This is a genomic window from Streptomyces sp. H27-H5 (assembly GCF_026627505.1).
GTDB lineage: Bacteria > Actinomycetota > Actinomycetes > Streptomycetales > Streptomycetaceae > Streptomyces.
This window is the reverse complement of record NZ_JAPNLK010000020.1, coordinates 48,182-65,667: the sequence shown is the minus strand read 5'-3', so window position 1 is coordinate 65,667 and position 17,486 is coordinate 48,182. Positions and strand designations below refer to the sequence as shown.

Sequence of the window (17,486 nt, the reverse complement as noted above, 5' to 3'; positions counted from 1 at the left end):
CGGTCCGGGCCGGCCCACCGCGGCCGCGTCCGGGCCCAACCGCCCCGGAGCCGCCCGCCCGTGCCGCATGGCGGCCCGGCCCGCGCCGGGTCGCCATGAGGCACCCCACACCCCCCTGCTTCTTTCCCGCACCACCCGAAGGACCCCCGATGACCGTCACCGAACCGTCCGCCCCCGCCCGGCAGGTCATGCCCGCGGAGGAGCGCCACGCCGCCGAACTCGCCTTCCTGGCCGCACACGACACCGGGCCCCGCCCGCCCGGCTGGGCCCTCACCCCGCGCGCCGTCGTCACGTTCGTCTGCGGCAGCGAAGGCGCCGAACTGGCACTGCCCAAGCGGCGCGCCGGTCTGCCGACCAAGCTGGCGATCGCGCCGAAGTTCGTCGGCGAACGCGCCCTCGTCGAACGCTGCGTGGTCACCCTCGCCGGCGAGCGGGGCCTGCTGCTCACCGGCGAGCCCGGCACCGCCAAGTCGATGCTGTCGGAGCTGCTCGCCGCCGCCGTGTCCGGTACCAGCGCCCTGACCGTGCAGGGCACGGCGGGCACCACCGAGGACGCCTTCCGGTACGGGTGGAACTACGCCCTGCTGCTGGCCCAGGGCCCCACCTCGCAAGCCCTGGTCGACTCCCCCGTGCTCGCCGCGATGCGCTCGGGCCGGGTGGTGCGGGTCGAGGAGATCACCCGCTGCCTGCCGGAGGTACAGGACGCCCTGGTGTCGATCCTGTCCGACCGTCGGGTGAGCGTGCCCGAACTGACCTCGACCGAGGACGCGGTGGTGTCCGCCGCGCCCGGCTTCACGGTCATCGCCACCGCCAACCTCCGCGACCGCGGTGTCTCGGAGATGTCGGCCGCGCTGAAGCGACGGTTCAACTTCGAGACGGTCGCGCCGATCGCGGACGCCGATGCCGAGGCCGCGTTGATCCGGCGCCAGGCCGTCGCCGCGGTGCAGCGCGCCGGAGCCGCGTTCGGCGTGGACGACGCGGTGCTGGACGCCCTCGTCACCGTCTTCCGGGACCTGCGCTCGGGGCGCAGCGCCGAGGGCTGGGACGTGGAGCGGCCCGGCACGGTCATGTCCACCGCCGAGGCCGTGCAGGTGGCGGCCTCGCTGGGGGTGGCCGCCGCCTACCTGCCGGGCGGTGACGTCCTCGATCTGCTGCCGGGGCACCTGCTGGGCGTCGTGCGCAAGGACGACCCCGCCGACCACGGCCGGTTGCTGGGGTACTGGGACGGCCCGGTCCGCCGCCGCGCCGAGGACGGTTCGGCGATGTGGCGTCGGCTGTGGGACCTGCGCGGGAGCCTGCGGTGACGATGGTCGATCCGAGGGACGCCGTGGAGGCGCTCGCCGCGTGCCGGGAGCCGTACCTGTTGGGGGTCCGGCATCACAGCCCGGCCCTCGCGGCGATGGTGCCGGCGCTGCTGGACGCGGCGGGCGCGGAGGTGCTCTGCGTGGAGCTGCCCGCCGAGTTCCAGTCGTGGTGGGAGTACGTGGCGGATCCCGAGACGGTGGCCCCGGTCGCGCTGGCCGGCCAGGGGCGGGACGGGCGCCTGGCGTTCTACCCGTTCGCCGACTTCTCCCCCGAACTGGCGGCGATCCGCTGGGCGCGGGAGCGCGGCGTCGAGGTGGTCTGCTGTGACCTGCCGTTGGCCGACGGCGGCTGGTCCCTTCCGGACGCGCCGGCGGGCCTGCTGCCGGTGGGCCCGGACCGGCCGGCACCGGAGTCGGGCACGCCCGACGGGCCGGCACCGGCCGCCGCGATCCCGTCCGGCGACGGACCTTCGGCCGCGGGCCGTCGTTCCTTCGCCGAGGCGCTCTCCGCGTCCGGCACCGGGCGCGAGGGCGACGACCTCTGGGACCGCGCGGTCGAGGTGCAGGCCCCGGGCTGCTCCCCCGAGGCCGTGCGTCGGGCGGCGCTCGGCGTGGGCTGGGCGCTGCGCGCGGACGCCGACGTGCCCGCGCGGGACCTGGCCCGCGAGGCGCACATGCGGGCCGTGATCGCCGCCGCCTCCGCCGGGGGCCGCCGGGTGGCCGCGCTGATCGGCGCCTTCCACGCCCCGGCCCTCCTCCCGACCGACGCCGCGGTGGGCGAAGCCCCGACGACCGACGTCGCGGTGGCCGCCGGCAAGGACACAGGCGCGGCGGTCAAGGACTCGGGCGGGTCGAGGACGGGCTCCGGCGCGCGCCCCGGCGACGACGCCGTGGTGGCCTCGTTCGTGCCGTACTCCTTCGACCTGCTCGACTCCCGCTCCGGCTATCCGGCCGGCATCCGGGACCCGCTCTGGCAGCAGGCCGTGTTCGAGGCCGGCGGGGACCCGGTGCGGGTCCGGGACGCGGCCTCGGTCGCGGTGACCGGGGTCTGCCGGGAGCTGCGCCGGGTCGGGCACACCGCGGGGACCGGGGAGGCGGCGGAGACGCTGCGGCTCGCCTGCGACCTGGCGGTGCTGCGCGGGCTGCCCGCCCCCGGGCGCGGGGAACTGCTGGAGGCGGTCATGACCGTCCTCGGGCAGGGCGAACCCCTGGGTCGGGGGCGGGCCTTGGCCCGCGCCCTGGAGGCCGTGCTGATCGGGGCGGGGCGCGGCAGGATCACCCCGCACGCCCCCCGATCGGGGCTCGGTCCCGCCGTCGAGGAGGAGTTGGCGGCGCTGCGGCTGCCGTCGCCGCGCGATCCCGCTCCCCGGGAGGTCCGGCTGGATCCGTTGCGTTCCGAGTTGGACGGCCGGCGGGAGGTCGTGCTGCAACGGCTGCTGGTGTGCGGCGCCGGGTACGGGGAGCCCGTCGCGGTGGCCGCCACCGGCGACGGCACCGCGCTCGGCAGCAAGTGGCGGCTGTCCTGGACCCCGTCCGTGCCCGCCCGGCTCGACCTGGTCGGCGTCCGCGGCGTGAGCGCCGCCCAGGCGGCGGCCGGGACGCTGCGGGACGTCGCGCGCCGTGCGGCCGAGGAGGGGGGCCCGACCCCGGCGCAGATCCTGACCGGCCTGCGCGCGGCCGCGCGGTGCGACCTGCCCGCGCTGGTCGACGTACGGCTGGAGGAGGCCGCCGCGTTCCTCCCGGAGACCGCCGGACTGCCGGAACTCCTGGAAGCCCTCGACCTGTTGGAGGTCCTGGGCCGGGGCCACCTCCCCGGGGCGTCGCAGGGGGCGCGGAGGCGCGCGGAGGCGCTCTCGGAGGAGTTGGTGGAGGCCTCCGTACGGTCCCTGCCCGGGCTCGCCGGCAGCGAGGACCCCGCCGACGCGGGCGCCCTGGTGGCGCTCGCGGACCGGGCCGCCGGGCGGCACCTGGGACTGCGGCTGGACTCCGCCCTGGCGGACCTGGCCGCCTCCGCCACCCCGTTGATGCAGGGCGCGGCCCTGGCCGTACGGGTCCTGCTGGACCTGGATCCGGCGCACGGGCTCGGCGACCGCGCGGCGGGCTGGGTCGACGGCGCCGGCACTCCGGAGGCCCGGCGTGCCCTGACCCGCCGGCTGACCGGTCTGCTCACGGCCGCCGGTCCGCTGCTCGGCTCCTCCCCGACCGCCCTCATCCCCTTGCTGGACCGGGTGGACGGCCTCGCGGACGATCGGTTCCTGGACCGGCTGCCGGCGCTGCGCGGCGGCTTCGACGCGCTCTCCCCCGCCGCCCGCGGCCGGCTGCTGGACACCGTCACCGAGCGGCTCGGGGACCGCCCGGACCTCTCGCTCGACGCGCCGCCCGGGCTGCTCGCCCTCTGGGCGGCGGCGGACGCGGCGGGCCTGGCCGCCCTCAAGGACCTGCCGCTGCCCGCCGCGGACACCGACGCGCCCGCCGTCCCGGACGCGACGTCCGCCCCGCGGCCCGTCGACCCCGGGACGCGGCGCCTGTCCGCCGCCGACCGGTGGCGGCTGCTGCTCGGACGGCAGCGCGACCGGCTGCCGTCCGGTGCGCGGGGCTACGCGCGGGCGCTCGACGAGCTGTACGGCGCCGGGCGCGGCGAGGGCTCCGCCGATCTGGACGACGGCCGCGGCGCGGGCGGGGGGACCGACGCCTCGTTCCCGACCGCCCGGGAGTGGTCCGAGGAGTTGGAGGCCCTGTTCGGCGCCGACGTCCGGGAGGAGGTGTTGGCCGACGCCGCGGACGCGGGCCGGGTCGACGTGCTGGCCCAGTTGGACCCCACCTCGGTGCGTCCCTCGATGGAGCTGTTGACCTCGGTGCTCTCGCTGGCCGGCGGAATGCCCGAACAGCAGCTGGCACGGCTGCGGCCCCTGGTGCGACGTCTGGTCGACGAGCTGGCCCGGGAGCTGGCGACCCGGCTGCGCCCGACGCTCTCGGGGCTGGCGACACCGCGTCCGACCCGCCGCCCCGGCGGGAAGCTGGACCTGGCCAGGACGCTGCGCGCCAACCTGGCGCACACCCGCCGGTCGGCCGACGGGCGGGTGGTGGTCGTACCGGAGCGGCCCGTGTTCAGTACGCGGGCGAGCCGGGAGGCCGACTGGCGGCTGATCCTGGTGGTCGACGTCTCCGGTTCGATGGAGGCCTCGGTGGTCTGGTCGGCGTTGACGGCGGCCGTGCTGGGCGGGGTTCCCACCCTGTCCACCCACTTCCTGGCGTTCTCGACCCAGGTCGTCGACCTCACGGACCGCGTCGACGATCCGCTGTCGTTGTTGCTCGAGGTACGGGTCGGTGGCGGTACGCACATCGCCGCCGGGCTCGCGCACGCCCGGTCCCTGATCACCGTTCCGAGCCGCACCCTGGTCGTCGTGGTGAGCGACTTCGAGGAGGGGGCGCCGCTCGGCGGGCTGCTCGGCGAGGTGCGCGCGCTGGCCGCTTCCGGCGCCCACCTGTTGGGTTGCGCCGCGCTCGACGACGCGGGCACGCCCCGGTACTCGGTGGCGATCGCACGGCAACTCGTCGCGGCCGGCATGCCGGTGGCCGCACTCAGTCCCCTCGCTCTCGCCCGCTGGGTGGGCGAACGCCTCCGTGGAGATGTCCGTTGAGTACCGATCTGTTGCCGCCCGTCGCCCCCGAGGTCCTCGCGGAGGCGGTGGAGACCCTCACCGCGCGGCTGCGCAAGAAGTTGGACGCGGCGATCGAGGCGTGCGCCTCTGGGGCGGTCGCCGGGCCCGACGGGAGCGTGACCGTCCGCTTCGGCGAGGATGCCGTGGTGACCTTGCGCCCGGGCCCCTCGGGAGTGGTCACGGCGGCCGACGAGGCCGTCTGCGGCTGCCTGCTGGCACCGCGCTGCCTGCATCGGGCGGCCGTGCTGGGGGCGGCGCCGCTCGCCGATCCGGAGCAGCTCGCCCCCGCGGAGCCGGCGGCCGACACGGCGACGGATCCGGCCCACGAGGGGGCGGCGCCGGAGAGCAGTGGGGTGGTGGGGGCCGGTTCACAGGCGCCCGCGCCGCGCGGGGCAACGACGCCCGGAACCTCCGCCGGGGCTCCGCCGGCGCCCGAACCGCTGACCGCCACACAACTGCGGGCCTCGGCCGCGCTGTGGGAGGCGGCCGCCGCCGCACTGGCCGCCGGGGTCGCGGCCGGCGGCGCGGTGGTGCAGGCCGAGCTGCTGCGGGCCGCGCACAGTGCCCGCCTCGCCGGACTGCCGCGCGGCGAGGCCGCCGCCCTGCGCGTGGTGCGGGGGCTGCGGGCGGCGCGGGAGCGCAGCGCCGCCCAGCGGCTGGGTGCCCTCACGGAGGCCTTCCGCGAACTGCTGCACGTCGCGGGACTGACGGCTTCCGGAGCCGGCGGGCCCGCGCTGACGGGCACGGGCCGCCGCGCCTACGAGGCGGGCGGGAGCCTGCGGGTGCACGGCCTGTGCCGCGAGCCCGTGTTGTCCGCCACCGGCTACGGCGGTGTGGTCACCCATCTGGTGGGCGCGGACGGCTCCCGCTACTCCGTGTCGGACGTCCGTCCCGGCGGGCTCGCCCGCGCCCGGGGCGCCGGATCCGCGTCCGTGGCCCTGGGCGGGGCCGCCCTCGACCACGCCGGGCTGGCGCGCGGGGGTCTGCGGGTCGTCGGCGCGACGGTGTCCGCCGACGGGCGTCTGGGTGCGGGGCGCGGGGTCCAGGCGACTCCGCTGCGCGGGATCGCCTGGACCGACGAGCCCGCGGCCGCGCTGTTCGCCCGCCCTGCGGCGGAGGCCGTGGCCGGCCTGCTCGCCGACCCCGAGGGCGAACCCGGGCTGCTGGGCTGCGACGTCCGCGTCGTCGGCGGGGCCGGTGAGCACCTGCTGGTACGGGAGCTGTCGTCCGACGGGACCGTGCGGGCGGACGCGCCGGTGCTCCGGTTGCGCCCGGCGCATCCGCACCCCGAGTTGCCGCACACGGCCAACCTGCGCCGGCTGGCAGGCTGTCCGGGCCTGGCGATCCGGGTGCTGGGCCGTCCGGATCCGGACCGGGCGGCCACCCTGGGTGCGCTGGCCGTCGGGCCGGTGCCGGGGGCGCCGTACACGTTGCGGTTGCCCGAGGAGTGGCTCGGCCGGGCCGACCTCGGCTACGACCGCCTCCAGGGTTCCCATCTTCCGGAAGGGACGCCCGAGCCCGCGGAGGGTGACCGCGGGCCGCTCGCCGGTCCGGCCGGGGGCGACGCGGATCCGTTGGCCGAGTCCCCGTTGTGGCGGGTGCGCCGGCTCCTGGAGACCGGGGTGGCGGGCGGTCGCCGGGCCGTGGCGGAGGCCGCCAGGGGGCCGGAGCCGCTCGGCCTGCGCGGTCCACTGCGTCGTTCGGGCTTCGGGGCGGCGGCGGATCTGGCCACCGCCCTGGCCGTCGAGGCGGACCGGCGCCCCCGGGACGCCTTCGGCCGCCTCACCAACGCCTCGGCCGACCGCTACGCCTGGGCCTGGCTCGCCTCGGCCACGCACCTCGGCGCGGCGGAACGCTCGTTGGTGGCGGCTTCCTGGTCCTGAGCCGGCGTCTCCCGCGCGGGCTCCGCCGGCGCGGGAGGCATCGGAGCGCGCCGGTCGTGCGAGATCGGACACACCCGACGGCGGGTCACGGAAGGTAACGAAGGGTGTCGAACTCGCCGGTATCGATACAACCGAACCCGGTGGGCGCGCGGTTGCCCCGTTCGTCCGCGCCCCGCTCGACCGACCGCCCGGGGGCACCTCCCTGACGGCCCGTGACACTCGGCGCGACACGCGCGGATCGGATGTCCCGGTATGGGTAGGCTCCCCCGGGACAGCGTGCGGGAGTTCGACTCGGGATGGCTTCATGGAACGTCAGACAGGTTCGCGCGGCCTCGTGGTGGCCGCCGCGCTGCTGCTCGGAGTGACCGGATGCAGCCAGACCGGCGCCGGCGGGAACGCCGACGGGAAGGGCGACACGCGGGCGCCGCGCACCTCCGCCTCGCCCTCCGCGCCGTCCGGGGACGACGCGAAACCGACCGCCGGCGACGTACTGCCCGGCATGGTCAGCGCGGCCGTCGCCCGGACGCAACTGGCCGCGTTGAAGATCGGCAAGCCCGGCACGATGGCCGGCTACAGCCGGGCCAAGTTCACGCACTGGGCCGAGCAGGGCAACAAGTGCGACACCCGCGAGGTCGTCCTCAAGCGCGACGGCAAGGACGTCGCCCAGGACTCCGAGTGCCGTGCCTCGTTCGGCGCCTGGAAGAGCCTGTACGACGGGCTGGAGTTCAACGAGGCGTCGAAGCTGGACATCGACCACATGGTTCCGCTCGCCGAGGGCTGGCGCTCCGGCGCCGCCGACTGGGACGCGGCCCGGCGCAAGGCGTTCGCGAACGACCTGACCCGCCCCCAGCTGCTGGCGGTGTCGGCCGCGTCGAACCGCTCCAAGGGCGACCAGAGCCCGGACCTGTGGCAGCCGCCGGACAAGACGAGCTGGTGCCAGTACGGACGCGCCTGGACCACCGTGAAGTCCCATTACGAGCTGACCGTCACCGAACCGGAGAAAGCCATGCTCACCACCATGATCGACACCTGCGCGGGCTCATGACCGGGACGGAGCGGCACGACACCGTGCTCGAATGGACGGACACGGTCGTGGCCGGCCCGGGCGGCGCCATGACCGACGAGGTCGGCGTGATCACCGGAGAGCTGACCCTGCGCACGGTCGCCGGAGCCGACGGCAAGATCCGGTTCGAGATCCAGTACCTGGACGCCGACGAGTGGTACACGCTCACGGGCAGCCCCCTTCCCCACGGGGACGCGCACGCCCTCCACCTCGCGGCCCTCGCGGCCGTCCGCGCCGGCGGCGGGGCCGAGGCCCCGTCCGTCTGAGCCCTCCCGGCAGCCTGCGGCGCCGCCCGCCCCGAGGGTCGGCGGACGCCTCAGGGGCGGTGACCTGGGCGGGGAGCCCGGGGCCGCGGCGACTGCGGGGGCCTCGGGGCGCCCCGGGCCGTCGGCCCCGGGGCCTTCGGTCGAGCCACCCCGCCTCCTCGGATGCCTCTCAGAGCGAACTCGCTGGTCAGGGGGACGGCCACCTGACAGACTGAAACGGCTCGATCACCCCAGGAGGACAAGATGGCAGACGAAACCGACACCCCGCAGAACGAGTCCCCGGCCGACGAGGCCAAGCGCAAGTTCCGGGAGGCCCTGGAGCGCAACGCCTCGAACGCCCAGTCCCAGCAGTCACACCAGAGCCGGGCGAAGGTGCAGGGTTCCAGCAGCGGCCCCGGCGGCAAGAACAAGAAGGTCCGTCGCAAGACCGGCTGACCACGAACCGACCGCTGCCCCGCCGGGAGGCTCCACCCGGCGGCGTGGGCGGCGACCGCGCCGACCGCGGGGGCGGGTCGCCGCGGGGCGCGGAAACGGATCGTTGGGCCGCATGGGTGACGGGCGATAACCACATGCCGTGAGGACAGTTGATCAGGGCGTCCCGCCGGGGACAGCTCATGCGACAGAAGGATCCTCAATGCTCAAGAAGTTCATGGCCACCGCCGCAGTCACCGCCTCGGTCATCGGCGCAGGCGCCGTTGCAGCCACCCCGGCTATGGCGATCGGCAACGACAACGGCGTGAACACGGTCAACGGCAACAACGCCTCGCAGATCTACGGCAATCAGGAGACCGAAGGCGCCATGAGCCCGCAGCTCAGCGCCGTCCAGGGTTCGCTGAACAAGCTCTGCGTGGGCCTGCCCGCGAAGATCAACGCCCAGTCGATCCTCGCCGCGGTCAACGTGGGCGTCCAGGACATCAACGTCCTGTCGAACCCGCAGAACCAGCAGTGCGCGGAGAACTCCACCCAGGCGAAGGGCGACGAGTCCCTGTCGCGCATCGTGGACAACATCCCGGTCCTCTCCGGGAACCTCTCCGCCGGCAGCTGACCCGGTCGACCCGAACCGGCGTGACGACTCGCTCGTCACGCCGGTTCGGCGTTTCCGGCGCGCTCACCCCTGCGCATTCACCGAAAGGTTTGGTCTAGACCTTGACAGGTCCAGACCACCTTCGGTTCAGTGGCGGTAGTTGTCGTCCCCACCCGGCAATTCCCCCCACTCTAGGAGCAGTTACGTGATACGGACGCTTCGTCGTCGTGCCCTCTCACTGGCCGCGGCCGCCGCCGTGACCCTCGGTCTCGCCGTGGCCCTGCCCGCCTCCCCCGCCGCGGCCGCCCCCGCCTGCGCCGGTTCCTGGGCCGCCTCGGCGGTGTACACGGGCGGCATGAACGCCTCGTACAACGGACACAACTGGCAGGCCAAGTGGTGGACGCAGGGCGAGACGCCCGGCACCACCGGGCAGTGGGGGGTCTGGTCCGACCAGGGCGCCTGCGGTGGCGGCGGTGGCCAGGACCCCGACCCGGGGAACGGGAGCGGATTCGTCGTCAGCGAGGCCCAGTTCAACCAGATGTTCCCGAACCGGAACCCCTTCTACACCTACAACGGGCTGGTCGCGGCGCTCTCCGCGTACCCCGCCTTCGCCAACACCGGCGACGACACGGTCAAGCGGCGCGAGGCGGCCGCCTTCCTCGCCAACGTCTCGCACGAGACGGGCGGGCTCTTCTACATCGTCGAGCAGAACACGGCCAACTACCCGCACTACTGCGACGCCACGCAGCCCTACGGATGTCCGGCGGGCCAGGCCGCGTACTACGGGCGCGGCCCCATCCAGCTCAGCTGGAACTTCAACTACAAGGCGGCCGGTGACGCCCTGGGCATCAACCTCCTCGCCAATCCGTACCTCGTGGAGCAGGATCCGGCGGTGGCCATGAAGACGGCCCTCTGGTACTGGAACACCCAGAACGGGCCGGGCACGATGACCGCGCACGCCGCGATGGTCAACGGTGCGGGCTTCGGCGAGACGATCCGCTCCATCAACGGGGCCCTGGAGTGCAACGGCGGCAACCCGGGGCAGGTCCAGAGCCGGGTGAGCAAGTACCAGAGCTTCACCCAGCTGCTCGGTGTGACGCCGGGGAACAACCTCAGCTGCTGAGGCGTCCCGTCCTCAGAGCGGTGGCCAGTTGCGCACGGGAGCGCACGTCGAGCTTCTGGTAGATCCGGGTCAGCCGGGCCTCCACCGTCTTGACGCTGAGGAACAGTTTGGCGGCCGCCTCCTGGTTGCTGGCGCCCTGGCCGACGAGCAGGGCCAGTCGGGTCTCGGCCTCGGTCAGGGCCGCCGGTCCCGGGTTCCGGCCGGCGGCCGGGTCGGGGGCGGCCTCCCTGGCCAGGTCGAGCCAGGGTTTCGCGCCCGCCCGGTCGAACACGTCCGCCGCCTCCCCGAGGGCGGCGCGGGCGGGAGCGCGCCGCCGACGGCGCCGTTCGACGCGGGCCAGCGCGAGCAGGGTCCTGGCCCGTTCCAGCGGGAGTCCGAGGGCGGCGAACCGCCGGGCCGTGGCCTCCAGCAGGGCCACGGCGGGCTCCGCCTCGCCCTGCGCGGACAGGCACAGGCCCCGAGCCCGGTCCAGGGCGGCGAGCACACCGGTACGGCCGAGCGCGTCGGCCACCGTACGGGTCGACTCCAGCAGGGCGGCGGCCTCCTCGGGGGCGTCGGCGGCGACCAGGGCCTCCGCGAGTTCCGCGTGCCAGCGCAGGACGGAGGGGTCGACGACCTGCTGGGCCTCCTCCAGCTCGGCCACCCTGCGCAGGGTGGCCACCGCCTTCGAGGCTTCCCCGGTGGCGAGTTCGACCAGCCCGAGGGCGTACAGGCCCCGGGACAGGAAGACCTGGTCCTGCTCCTCCTCGGAGGCCTGCACGCCCCGGCGGGCGTAGCCGGCGGCGCGGGCGAAGCTGCCGGCGGTGGCCTCGGCCATCGCCGCGACGTACCAGGCGGGGCCGGGTGACAGGCCGGCCTCGATGGTGAGTTCCAGGGCGTGGCGGGCGTGCGCGGCGCCCGCGGCGCAGTGCCCCCGGCGCAGCTCGACCTCGGAGAGGCTGCGCAGCACCTCGAAGACGTCCTCGGCGGAGCCGGTGCGTTGGACGGCGGGCAGCAGGACGAGGAGCCGGTCGCGGGCGTCGTCGAGCCGGTCGTCGAAGAGGGCGTGCCGGACGGCCAGGTACTGGGGCGCGTTGCGCATGCCGAGCGGCACCTCGGGGGCGGGCAGGGCCAGCGCCTCCGCCAGGATGTCCTCGGCGTCGTGGTCGCCGAGGATGCGGCCCATGCGGGCCCGCACCGTCAGGGCCATGGCTTCGGCGACCTGGTCGCCGCCGAGGGCGGCGAGGGTCCCCGCCTCGGCGGCGGCGTCGCGGGAGCGGACGGGGTCCCCGTCGCTGAGGTTGTGCTTCCAGGCGATGCGCAGTTGGACGGCGGCGCGCAGCGAGGGGTCGCCGGCGGCGTCGTCCACGGCGTACGCGAAGGTCTCGTCGAGGTCCGCGAGGGCCTGCCCGGCGGCGTCGATCACGGCGAGGCGGGCCCGTACCCGGTCGGCGGGCGAGGCGTCGCGGGCGAGCACGGCGCGGGTGGCGCGGCGGGCGAGGTCGGCGCGGCCGGCCCATCCGGCGTCCTCGGCGGCGCAGACGAGCCGGGCCAGTTCGTCCCGGGGCAGGTCGGCGGGGGTGCGTTCGGCGGCGAGCAGGCCGAGTTCGGCGGCGAGGGCGCGTTGTCCCCGGCGCCGGCAGGACGCGGCGGCCTCGGTGATCTCGGTGGCGAGGCGGGCGTCGGGGGTGTCCACGGCCAGCGCGCGGTGCCGTACGGCCTGGACGGGGTCGTCCACGGCGGTGGCCAGCGCGGCGTGCCCGGCGGCCCGCTCGGGCCAGCCCGCGTCGGCGGCGAGCGCGGTCGGGAGGGCGCCCGCGGTGAACCGCACCGTGCCGTCCTCGGCCACGGTGACCAGCGCGGCGCGTTCGGCCTCGGCCAGTTCCGCGTCCGCGTCGGGCCGGCCGGCCCGACGGAGCAGGGCGGTGGTGGGTCGGGTGGCGAGGGCGGCGAGCAGCAGGGTGCGGCGGGCCCGTGCGGGGGCTTCGGCGAGCAGTCTGCGGGCGACCTCGCGGGCCTGCCCGGAGACGGGCAGGGTGTCGGCGTGGTGGGCGCCTCCGTCGCGGGATCCGGCGGCTTCGGCGAGGGAGTGGCCGAGGGCGAGGGCGAGGCGGGGGTTGCCGCCGCTGGCCTGGTGGATGCGGCCGGCCAGCCGGGCGGGCAGGCCGTGTCGGCAGAGGAGTTCGGCGACCTGTTCCGCGCCGAGCGGGGGAACGCGGATCGCGGGGGTGTCGGGGCCGCACAGGGGCACGGCGACGGGCGCTCCGCCCTGCACGCATTCGGCCACGAGGACCCGGACGCCGGGTGGGGTGAGGCGCAGGGCGAACCGGAGGAGGTCGGTGCTCTCGTCGTCGAGCCACTGCGCGTTGTCGAGGACGAGCAGGACGGGCCCCGGGGCGGCCAGGGTCCGCAGCACCTCGACGACGGCGAGGCGCAGCGCGACGTGGTCGCGGCCGGCGCCGGGCTCGTCGGTCTCGCGCCGGAGCAGGGCGATGGCGGCGCGCTGGGGTCCGGCGAGCCGGTCCAGTACGCCGTGGGGCACGGAGGCGAGCAGGGCGGCGGCCGAGGCCTCGGGTATCCATTGGTCGGCGGCGTCCGGGGCGAGGTGGAGCACGCTCTCCCGTCGGCCCTCCGCCGCGGCCACGACGGCCCGGACCACTTCCGTCTTGCCCGCGCCCGCCGGTCCGGTGAGGATGGCGCGGCCGTGCGTGGTCAGCGCGCGGTCCACGGCCTCGATGAGTTCACCGTGTCCGACGGTCGTGTCAGCGTTCCCCGTCGCCGCCACGCACAGCCACCAGCCTTTCGCGCCCCTGCTCCGTGCCTTTCCTGTGAGACGCGACAATACGAGGTCAGCCGCCGGGCGGACCCCTTTTGTGACGCAGAATTCAGTCGGTGGACAGGAAAGCCCGGCGGACCTGCCGGTACGAGTGGTACCGGCAGGTCCGCTGGGTGCGGTTGGTCCGTACTATCGGCCCGTCAGGCGGGAGTTGGGGGGCTCCCGATCGCTGCGTCGGCCGGTTCGGGGACCGGGTGGCGTCCGGCTGGGGGACCGGGTGCCGGCTGGGCTCAGAAGCCGAGGCTCCAGGAGTTGATGTAGCCGGTGTCGGAGGCGGCCACGTCCTGCACCTTCAGCTGCCAGGTGCCGTTGGCGGGCAGGGCGGAGGCGTCGACGGTGTAGGTGGTGACCAGGTTGGCGGTGCTGTCGCTCGAGGAGCTCTTCAGTCGCTTGACGGTGCCGTTCGGGGCGACCAGGTCGATGACGAGGTCACCGCGGTAGGTGTGCTTGATGTCGACCGAGACCTTGAGCGCGGCCGGGGCGTTGCCGGTGCGGCCCGTGACGGCGATCGAGGACGAGACGGCGCCGCCGTTGTCCGGGATCGCGACGTCGGTGGTGTTCTCGAAGGTCGGGGTGGTGGGCGTGGAGGTGACGGCGTTCACGGTCGCGGCCGCGTCGGCGAGACCTGCGCCGCAGCCACCGGTGCAGGTGCCGGCGAGCGGGCGGGCGTTGGTCTTGATGGCCGTCTCGATCTGCGCCGGGGTCAGCGAGGGCTTGGCGGCGGCCAGCAGCGCGGCGAGACCCGCGACGTGCGGGGCGGCCATGCTGGTGCCCTGGTACGGCTTGTAGATCTCGGCGCCCGGGGTGGTGGTGCCACCGTTGAGCGTGGAGAGGATGCCGTTCTCGGGGGTGGTGACGGTGCCGGGCGTGTCGGTGGCGCGACGGGTCTCACCGCCCGGGGCGGCGATGTCGATGATCGTGCCGAAGTTGGAGTAGAAGGAGCGGTCGCCGGTGCGGTTGCTGGCGGCCACGTTGATCACGTTGTTGCAGCTGGCGGGCGTGAAGCCGGCCGCGTCCGCGTTGCTGTTGCCGGCGGCGACCACGACGGCGGTGCCGCGGTTGACGGCCGCGTTGATGGCGTTCTGGTAGCTGGTGCCGCAGGTGCCCGAGCCGCCGAGGCTCATGTTGATGACCTTGGCGGGGGTGGCGTTCGCCGGGACGCCGGGGACGGAGCCGCCCGAGGCCCAGGTGATGGCGTCGACGATGTCCGAGGTGGCGCCGCCGCACTTGCCGAGCACGCGGACGGGCTGGATCTTGGCGTTGTGGGCGATGCCCGCGACGCCCTTGGAGTTGTTGGTGGCCGCGGCGATGGTGCCCGCGACGTGGGTGCCGTGCCAGGAGGAGTCACTGGCCTTGGAACCGGTGCCGCACTCGCCGGCCCCGCTCCAGTCGCCCTGGTCGGCGGGGTTGTTGTCGCGGCCGTTGCCGTCGCGGGCGGCGGAGGAGCTGGTGATGAAGTCGTAGCCGGCGACGATGTTCGAGGCGACGTCGGAGTGGGCCACGTAACCGGTGTCGATCACGGCGACGGTGACGCCGGAGCCGGTGGTCTTGTCCCAGGCGGCGGGCACGTTCATGCCGGCGGTGGGCTCGAAGAGGTCCCACTGCTTGGCGTACTCGGTGTCGTTCGGGGTGGCCAGCGCGTAGGCGCGGGAGTCCGGCTCGACGTAGGCGACGTCGGGGTCGGCGCGGAACTGGGCGATCACGTCGGCGGCCGCGGTGGGCGCGGTGGCGCCTCCGAGGTTGACGAGGGCGGCGCCGGTGCCGAGGCGACGGTCGAAGGTCGCCTTCTTGCCGGCCTTCTTCCCCTTGGCGGCGGCGTCGTCGGCGGCGGCGGAGTTCGAACTGGCCTCGCTGGCAGTCGACTTGTATCCGACGATGAGGTTCTCGACCGGCGCCGCGCCGGGGGCCCCGGCAGGGGCTGCGGCGGCCGGGAGGGTGGCGGCGGGGTCCGAGGTGCCGGTCAGGGCCACCGAGGCGGTGGCGGAGCCCGCCAGGAGGGTGACGGACATGGCCACCACGGATATGAGCCGACGTCTGGTTGCGTGCACGGTGTTCCCTTTCGCGGGCCGTTTCCGGGCAGGCCGGAGCGGCCGGTCTGAACTGTGTGGGAGGTGAACCGGCGGCCGCGGATCGGGGACGGGCTGGTCAGACCCGTCCCGGACACCGCAGCGCCGCGTCGCCCGGCCGCGACGGCGGGGCAGGGCGACGGCGGTGCGCCGACGATCGGCCCGGCCTGCGGACGGCTTCGCACCATGTGGGGTGGGTGCGGAGGCAGTTCGAGGTGGGGAAGATCGCCGGTGGGCAGACAGTAGGCAACGCGGGGATGAACGCGATACGGGGAAAACCCTTGTCGGGCCCCTGCGAGGGGGCCGAGGGGGCCCCGCGGGGGCCCGACGGGGACGGGTGATGCGGGTGGGTCGCGCGGACGGCCCGGAGACGGACTACGCGGGCGGGTTGAGCCGGCGGAAGTAGGTCCAGCTCGTCTCGTTCGGCTCGGTCCACTTCTCCGGGGCGTGGGCGTATTCCGGGTGGTGGGCGGCGATGTGGGCGCGGGTGCGCTCGGGGACCTCGGCGTAGGAGGCGAGCTTCCGGCCGCGACAGTGGAAGGTGAGGCCGCCGGGGCGCTGCCCCTCTTCCATCCAGGGCAGCCACGGGGACATGCGGGTCCAGGACATGGTGGCGGGGACGCCGGGCGCGTCGGTGGTGAGGACGGACGCGGGGGCGAAGAACTGGAACAGCTCCAGCGCCCGGTAGGTGTCGTCGGCCGACTGGGCGGGGTACTGCTCGACGGGCAGCGGCGACGGGTAGGCCAGCGGGATCTCCAGGCTGAAGCAGACCTGGTCGCCGAGCTCGGTCAGGGGGACCGGGAAGGGACGCCACCTCTGATTGGCCGGATCGTTCCACACGTGGACCACCGGTTTGCCCTGCCAGGTGTCCAGGATCTCGCGGCTCTGCGGGTCGAGGTAGAAGGCGGCCTCCCGGGTCAGGAGTTGGTAGCCCCCTTCCTCCTCGACGAGACGGGCCACGTTGACGCCCTCGAGGCCGAAGAGTCGCCGGTACGGCTCCCCGGGGGCCCACGCGTGGACGTCGCCGGTCCACCAGAAGGTGACCTCCTCGCCGTCGAGCGAGGCGCGGGTGCGGGCGAGGGCCCGGAGGAGTTCCGTGGGAGTCATGAGGGGTACTCTGCGCGGTCCCGGTCGGCCCCGGCAAGGACCCGGGGTTCGATCCGGCCGGGCTCCCGGGGCGTCGGGGGGACCACGGTACGGTCGCCAGGTTGACGGGGGCGGTGGACAGCGGCAACGGTGACCGCCATGGGGAACGAAAACCGCCTGCTCGTGCTGCTGGTCTGCCTGGTGTTGGGCGGAGGGCTGACCGCTGCCGCGCTCGGGGTCTCACGGGCCGCCGGGCCGCGGGACGCGGGCGTCGGCGCGGAGGACTTCGTCGACATGCGCGACGTGTCGCCCGCGCCGGCGCCGCCGGCGGCGGGTCCCGGGGCCTCCACCGGGTCGGTGGTGGTCGATTGCGGGCGCAACCGGGAACACCACTACAACGAGGACAACCTGGTGGTCTCGCCCGGTTTGCGCGCGGGCGCGCACCACACGCACGCGTACGTGGGAAACCTGTCCACGGACGCCATGTCCACCGACGCCTCCCTGGCCGCGGCCCCCACGAGTTGTACCGGCGGCGACCGGTCGACGTACTACTGGCCCGTGCTGCGCCGCACGGCCCGTGCGGGCACGGACGGCCACGAGGGCTCCGCGGGCCACGGGAACGCCGGTGAGATCCTGCCGGAGACGACGGTGGGCGTGGAGTTCCGCGGCAACCCCGTGAGCGATGTCGTGCCGATGCCCCGGTTCCTGCGCGCGGTGACCGGCGACGCGGTCGCGTACACGGCGGCCGACGACGCCGACGTCCGGGCGCGTTGGGGCTGCTCCGGTTCGCCCGACCGGTCCACCACCCGCTATCCGCGCTGCCCGGCGGGCGAGCGGCTGACCCGGACGCTGGTCTTCCCGAGTTGCTGGAACGGCCTGGACACCGAGAGCCCCGGGCACCGTTCGCACCTGGTGTTCCCGGCGGACAACGGGGTGTGCCCGCAGGGCGCCTTCCCGGTGCCGCAGTTGCGCGTCTCGCTCGCCTACGAGGTGCCGGCCGGCGCGCCGATCGCGTTGGACTCCTTCCCGGAACAGCGGCACAGCCCGAAGACGGACCACGCGATGTTCGTGAACGTGATGACCGAGGGCCGGATGCGGGCGGTCGTCGACTGCCTGAACACGGGGCGCACGTGCCGGATGTGACCCACGGGGCGGCATGGGTGACGCAGGTCACATGAACCCGATCGCGCCGGG

At 75.1% G+C, this 17,486-nt stretch carries 12 protein-coding genes; 9 read left to right on the top strand and 3 right to left on the bottom strand.

The window, feature by feature from the left end; all coding sequences use genetic code 11:
• Positions 1–149: 149 nt before the first annotated feature.
• The 8 genes from OTB19_RS12875 to OTB19_RS12840 all read left to right on the top strand — a co-directional run bounded on the left by OTB19_RS12875 (position 150) and on the right by OTB19_RS12840 (position 10,325).
• Entirely contained in the window at positions 150–1,304 is a 1,155-nt protein-coding gene (locus OTB19_RS12875) for an ATP-binding protein (RefSeq protein WP_267798248.1), read from the top strand.
• Positions 1,305–1,306: 2 nt separating this feature from the next.
• A complete protein-coding gene (locus OTB19_RS12870; protein WP_267798300.1) occupies positions 1,307–4,945 on the top strand; it encodes a vWA domain-containing protein in 3,639 nt (1,212 codons plus the stop codon).
• A complete protein-coding gene (locus tag OTB19_RS12865; RefSeq protein WP_267798246.1) occupies positions 4,942–6,849 on the top strand; it encodes a hypothetical protein in 1,908 nt (635 codons plus the stop codon). The genes OTB19_RS12870 and OTB19_RS12865 overlap by 4 nt, the downstream gene beginning before the upstream one ends.
• A gap of 304 nt (positions 6,850–7,153) precedes the next feature.
• Entirely contained in the window at positions 7,154–7,894 is a 741-nt protein-coding gene (locus OTB19_RS12860; protein WP_267798244.1) for a GmrSD restriction endonuclease domain-containing protein, read from the top strand.
• Positions 7,891–8,178 (top strand): hypothetical protein, encoded by a 288-nt coding sequence (locus tag OTB19_RS12855; protein WP_267798242.1) that lies wholly within the window; start codon positions 7,891–7,893, stop codon positions 8,176–8,178. Before OTB19_RS12860 ends, OTB19_RS12855 begins: the two co-directional genes overlap by 4 nt.
• A 243-nt stretch (positions 8,179–8,421) precedes the next feature.
• On the top strand, positions 8,422–8,613 hold the full coding sequence (locus OTB19_RS12850; protein WP_267798241.1) for a DUF5302 domain-containing protein: 192 nt from the start codon (positions 8,422–8,424) through the stop codon (positions 8,611–8,613).
• A 199-nt stretch (positions 8,614–8,812) separates the two neighbouring features.
• On the top strand, positions 8,813–9,223 hold the full coding sequence (locus OTB19_RS12845; protein WP_267798239.1) for a rodlin: 411 nt from the start codon (positions 8,813–8,815) through the stop codon (positions 9,221–9,223).
• Positions 9,224–9,407: 184 nt separating this feature from the next.
• Positions 9,408–10,325 (top strand): glycoside hydrolase family 19 protein, encoded by a 918-nt coding sequence (locus OTB19_RS12840; RefSeq protein ID WP_392894655.1) that lies wholly within the window; start codon positions 9,408–9,410, stop codon positions 10,323–10,325.
• On the opposite strand, the gene OTB19_RS12835 is transcribed toward OTB19_RS12840, so the two are convergent.
• The 3 genes from OTB19_RS12835 to OTB19_RS12825 all read right to left on the bottom strand — a co-directional run bounded on the left by OTB19_RS12835 (position 10,315) and on the right by OTB19_RS12825 (position 16,313).
• Entirely contained in the window at positions 10,315–13,089 is a 2,775-nt protein-coding gene (locus tag OTB19_RS12835) for a helix-turn-helix transcriptional regulator (protein WP_267798238.1), read from the bottom strand. The two genes, OTB19_RS12840 and OTB19_RS12835, sit on opposite strands and share 11 nt — an antisense overlap.
• 281 nt (positions 13,090–13,370) lie before the next feature.
• Positions 13,371–15,149: a S8 family peptidase gene (locus tag OTB19_RS12830; RefSeq protein WP_267798298.1), complete on the bottom strand. Its 1,779-nt coding sequence runs from the start codon at positions 15,147–15,149 to the stop codon at positions 13,371–13,373.
• A 432-nt stretch (positions 15,150–15,581) separates the two neighbouring features.
• Positions 15,582–16,313 carry a DUF1838 family protein gene (locus tag OTB19_RS12825; RefSeq protein ID WP_267798236.1) on the bottom strand — a complete coding sequence of 244 codons (732 nt, stop codon included), beginning with the start codon at positions 16,311–16,313 and terminating at the stop codon, positions 15,582–15,584.
• 138 nt (positions 16,314–16,451) lie between these two features.
• Here OTB19_RS12825 and OTB19_RS12820 point away from each other — a divergent pair, with 138 nt between their 5' ends.
• Positions 16,452–17,435, top strand: a complete 984-nt coding sequence (locus OTB19_RS12820; RefSeq protein ID WP_267798234.1) for a DUF1996 domain-containing protein — start codon at positions 16,452–16,454, stop codon at positions 17,433–17,435.
• Positions 17,436–17,486 lie beyond the last annotated feature (51 nt).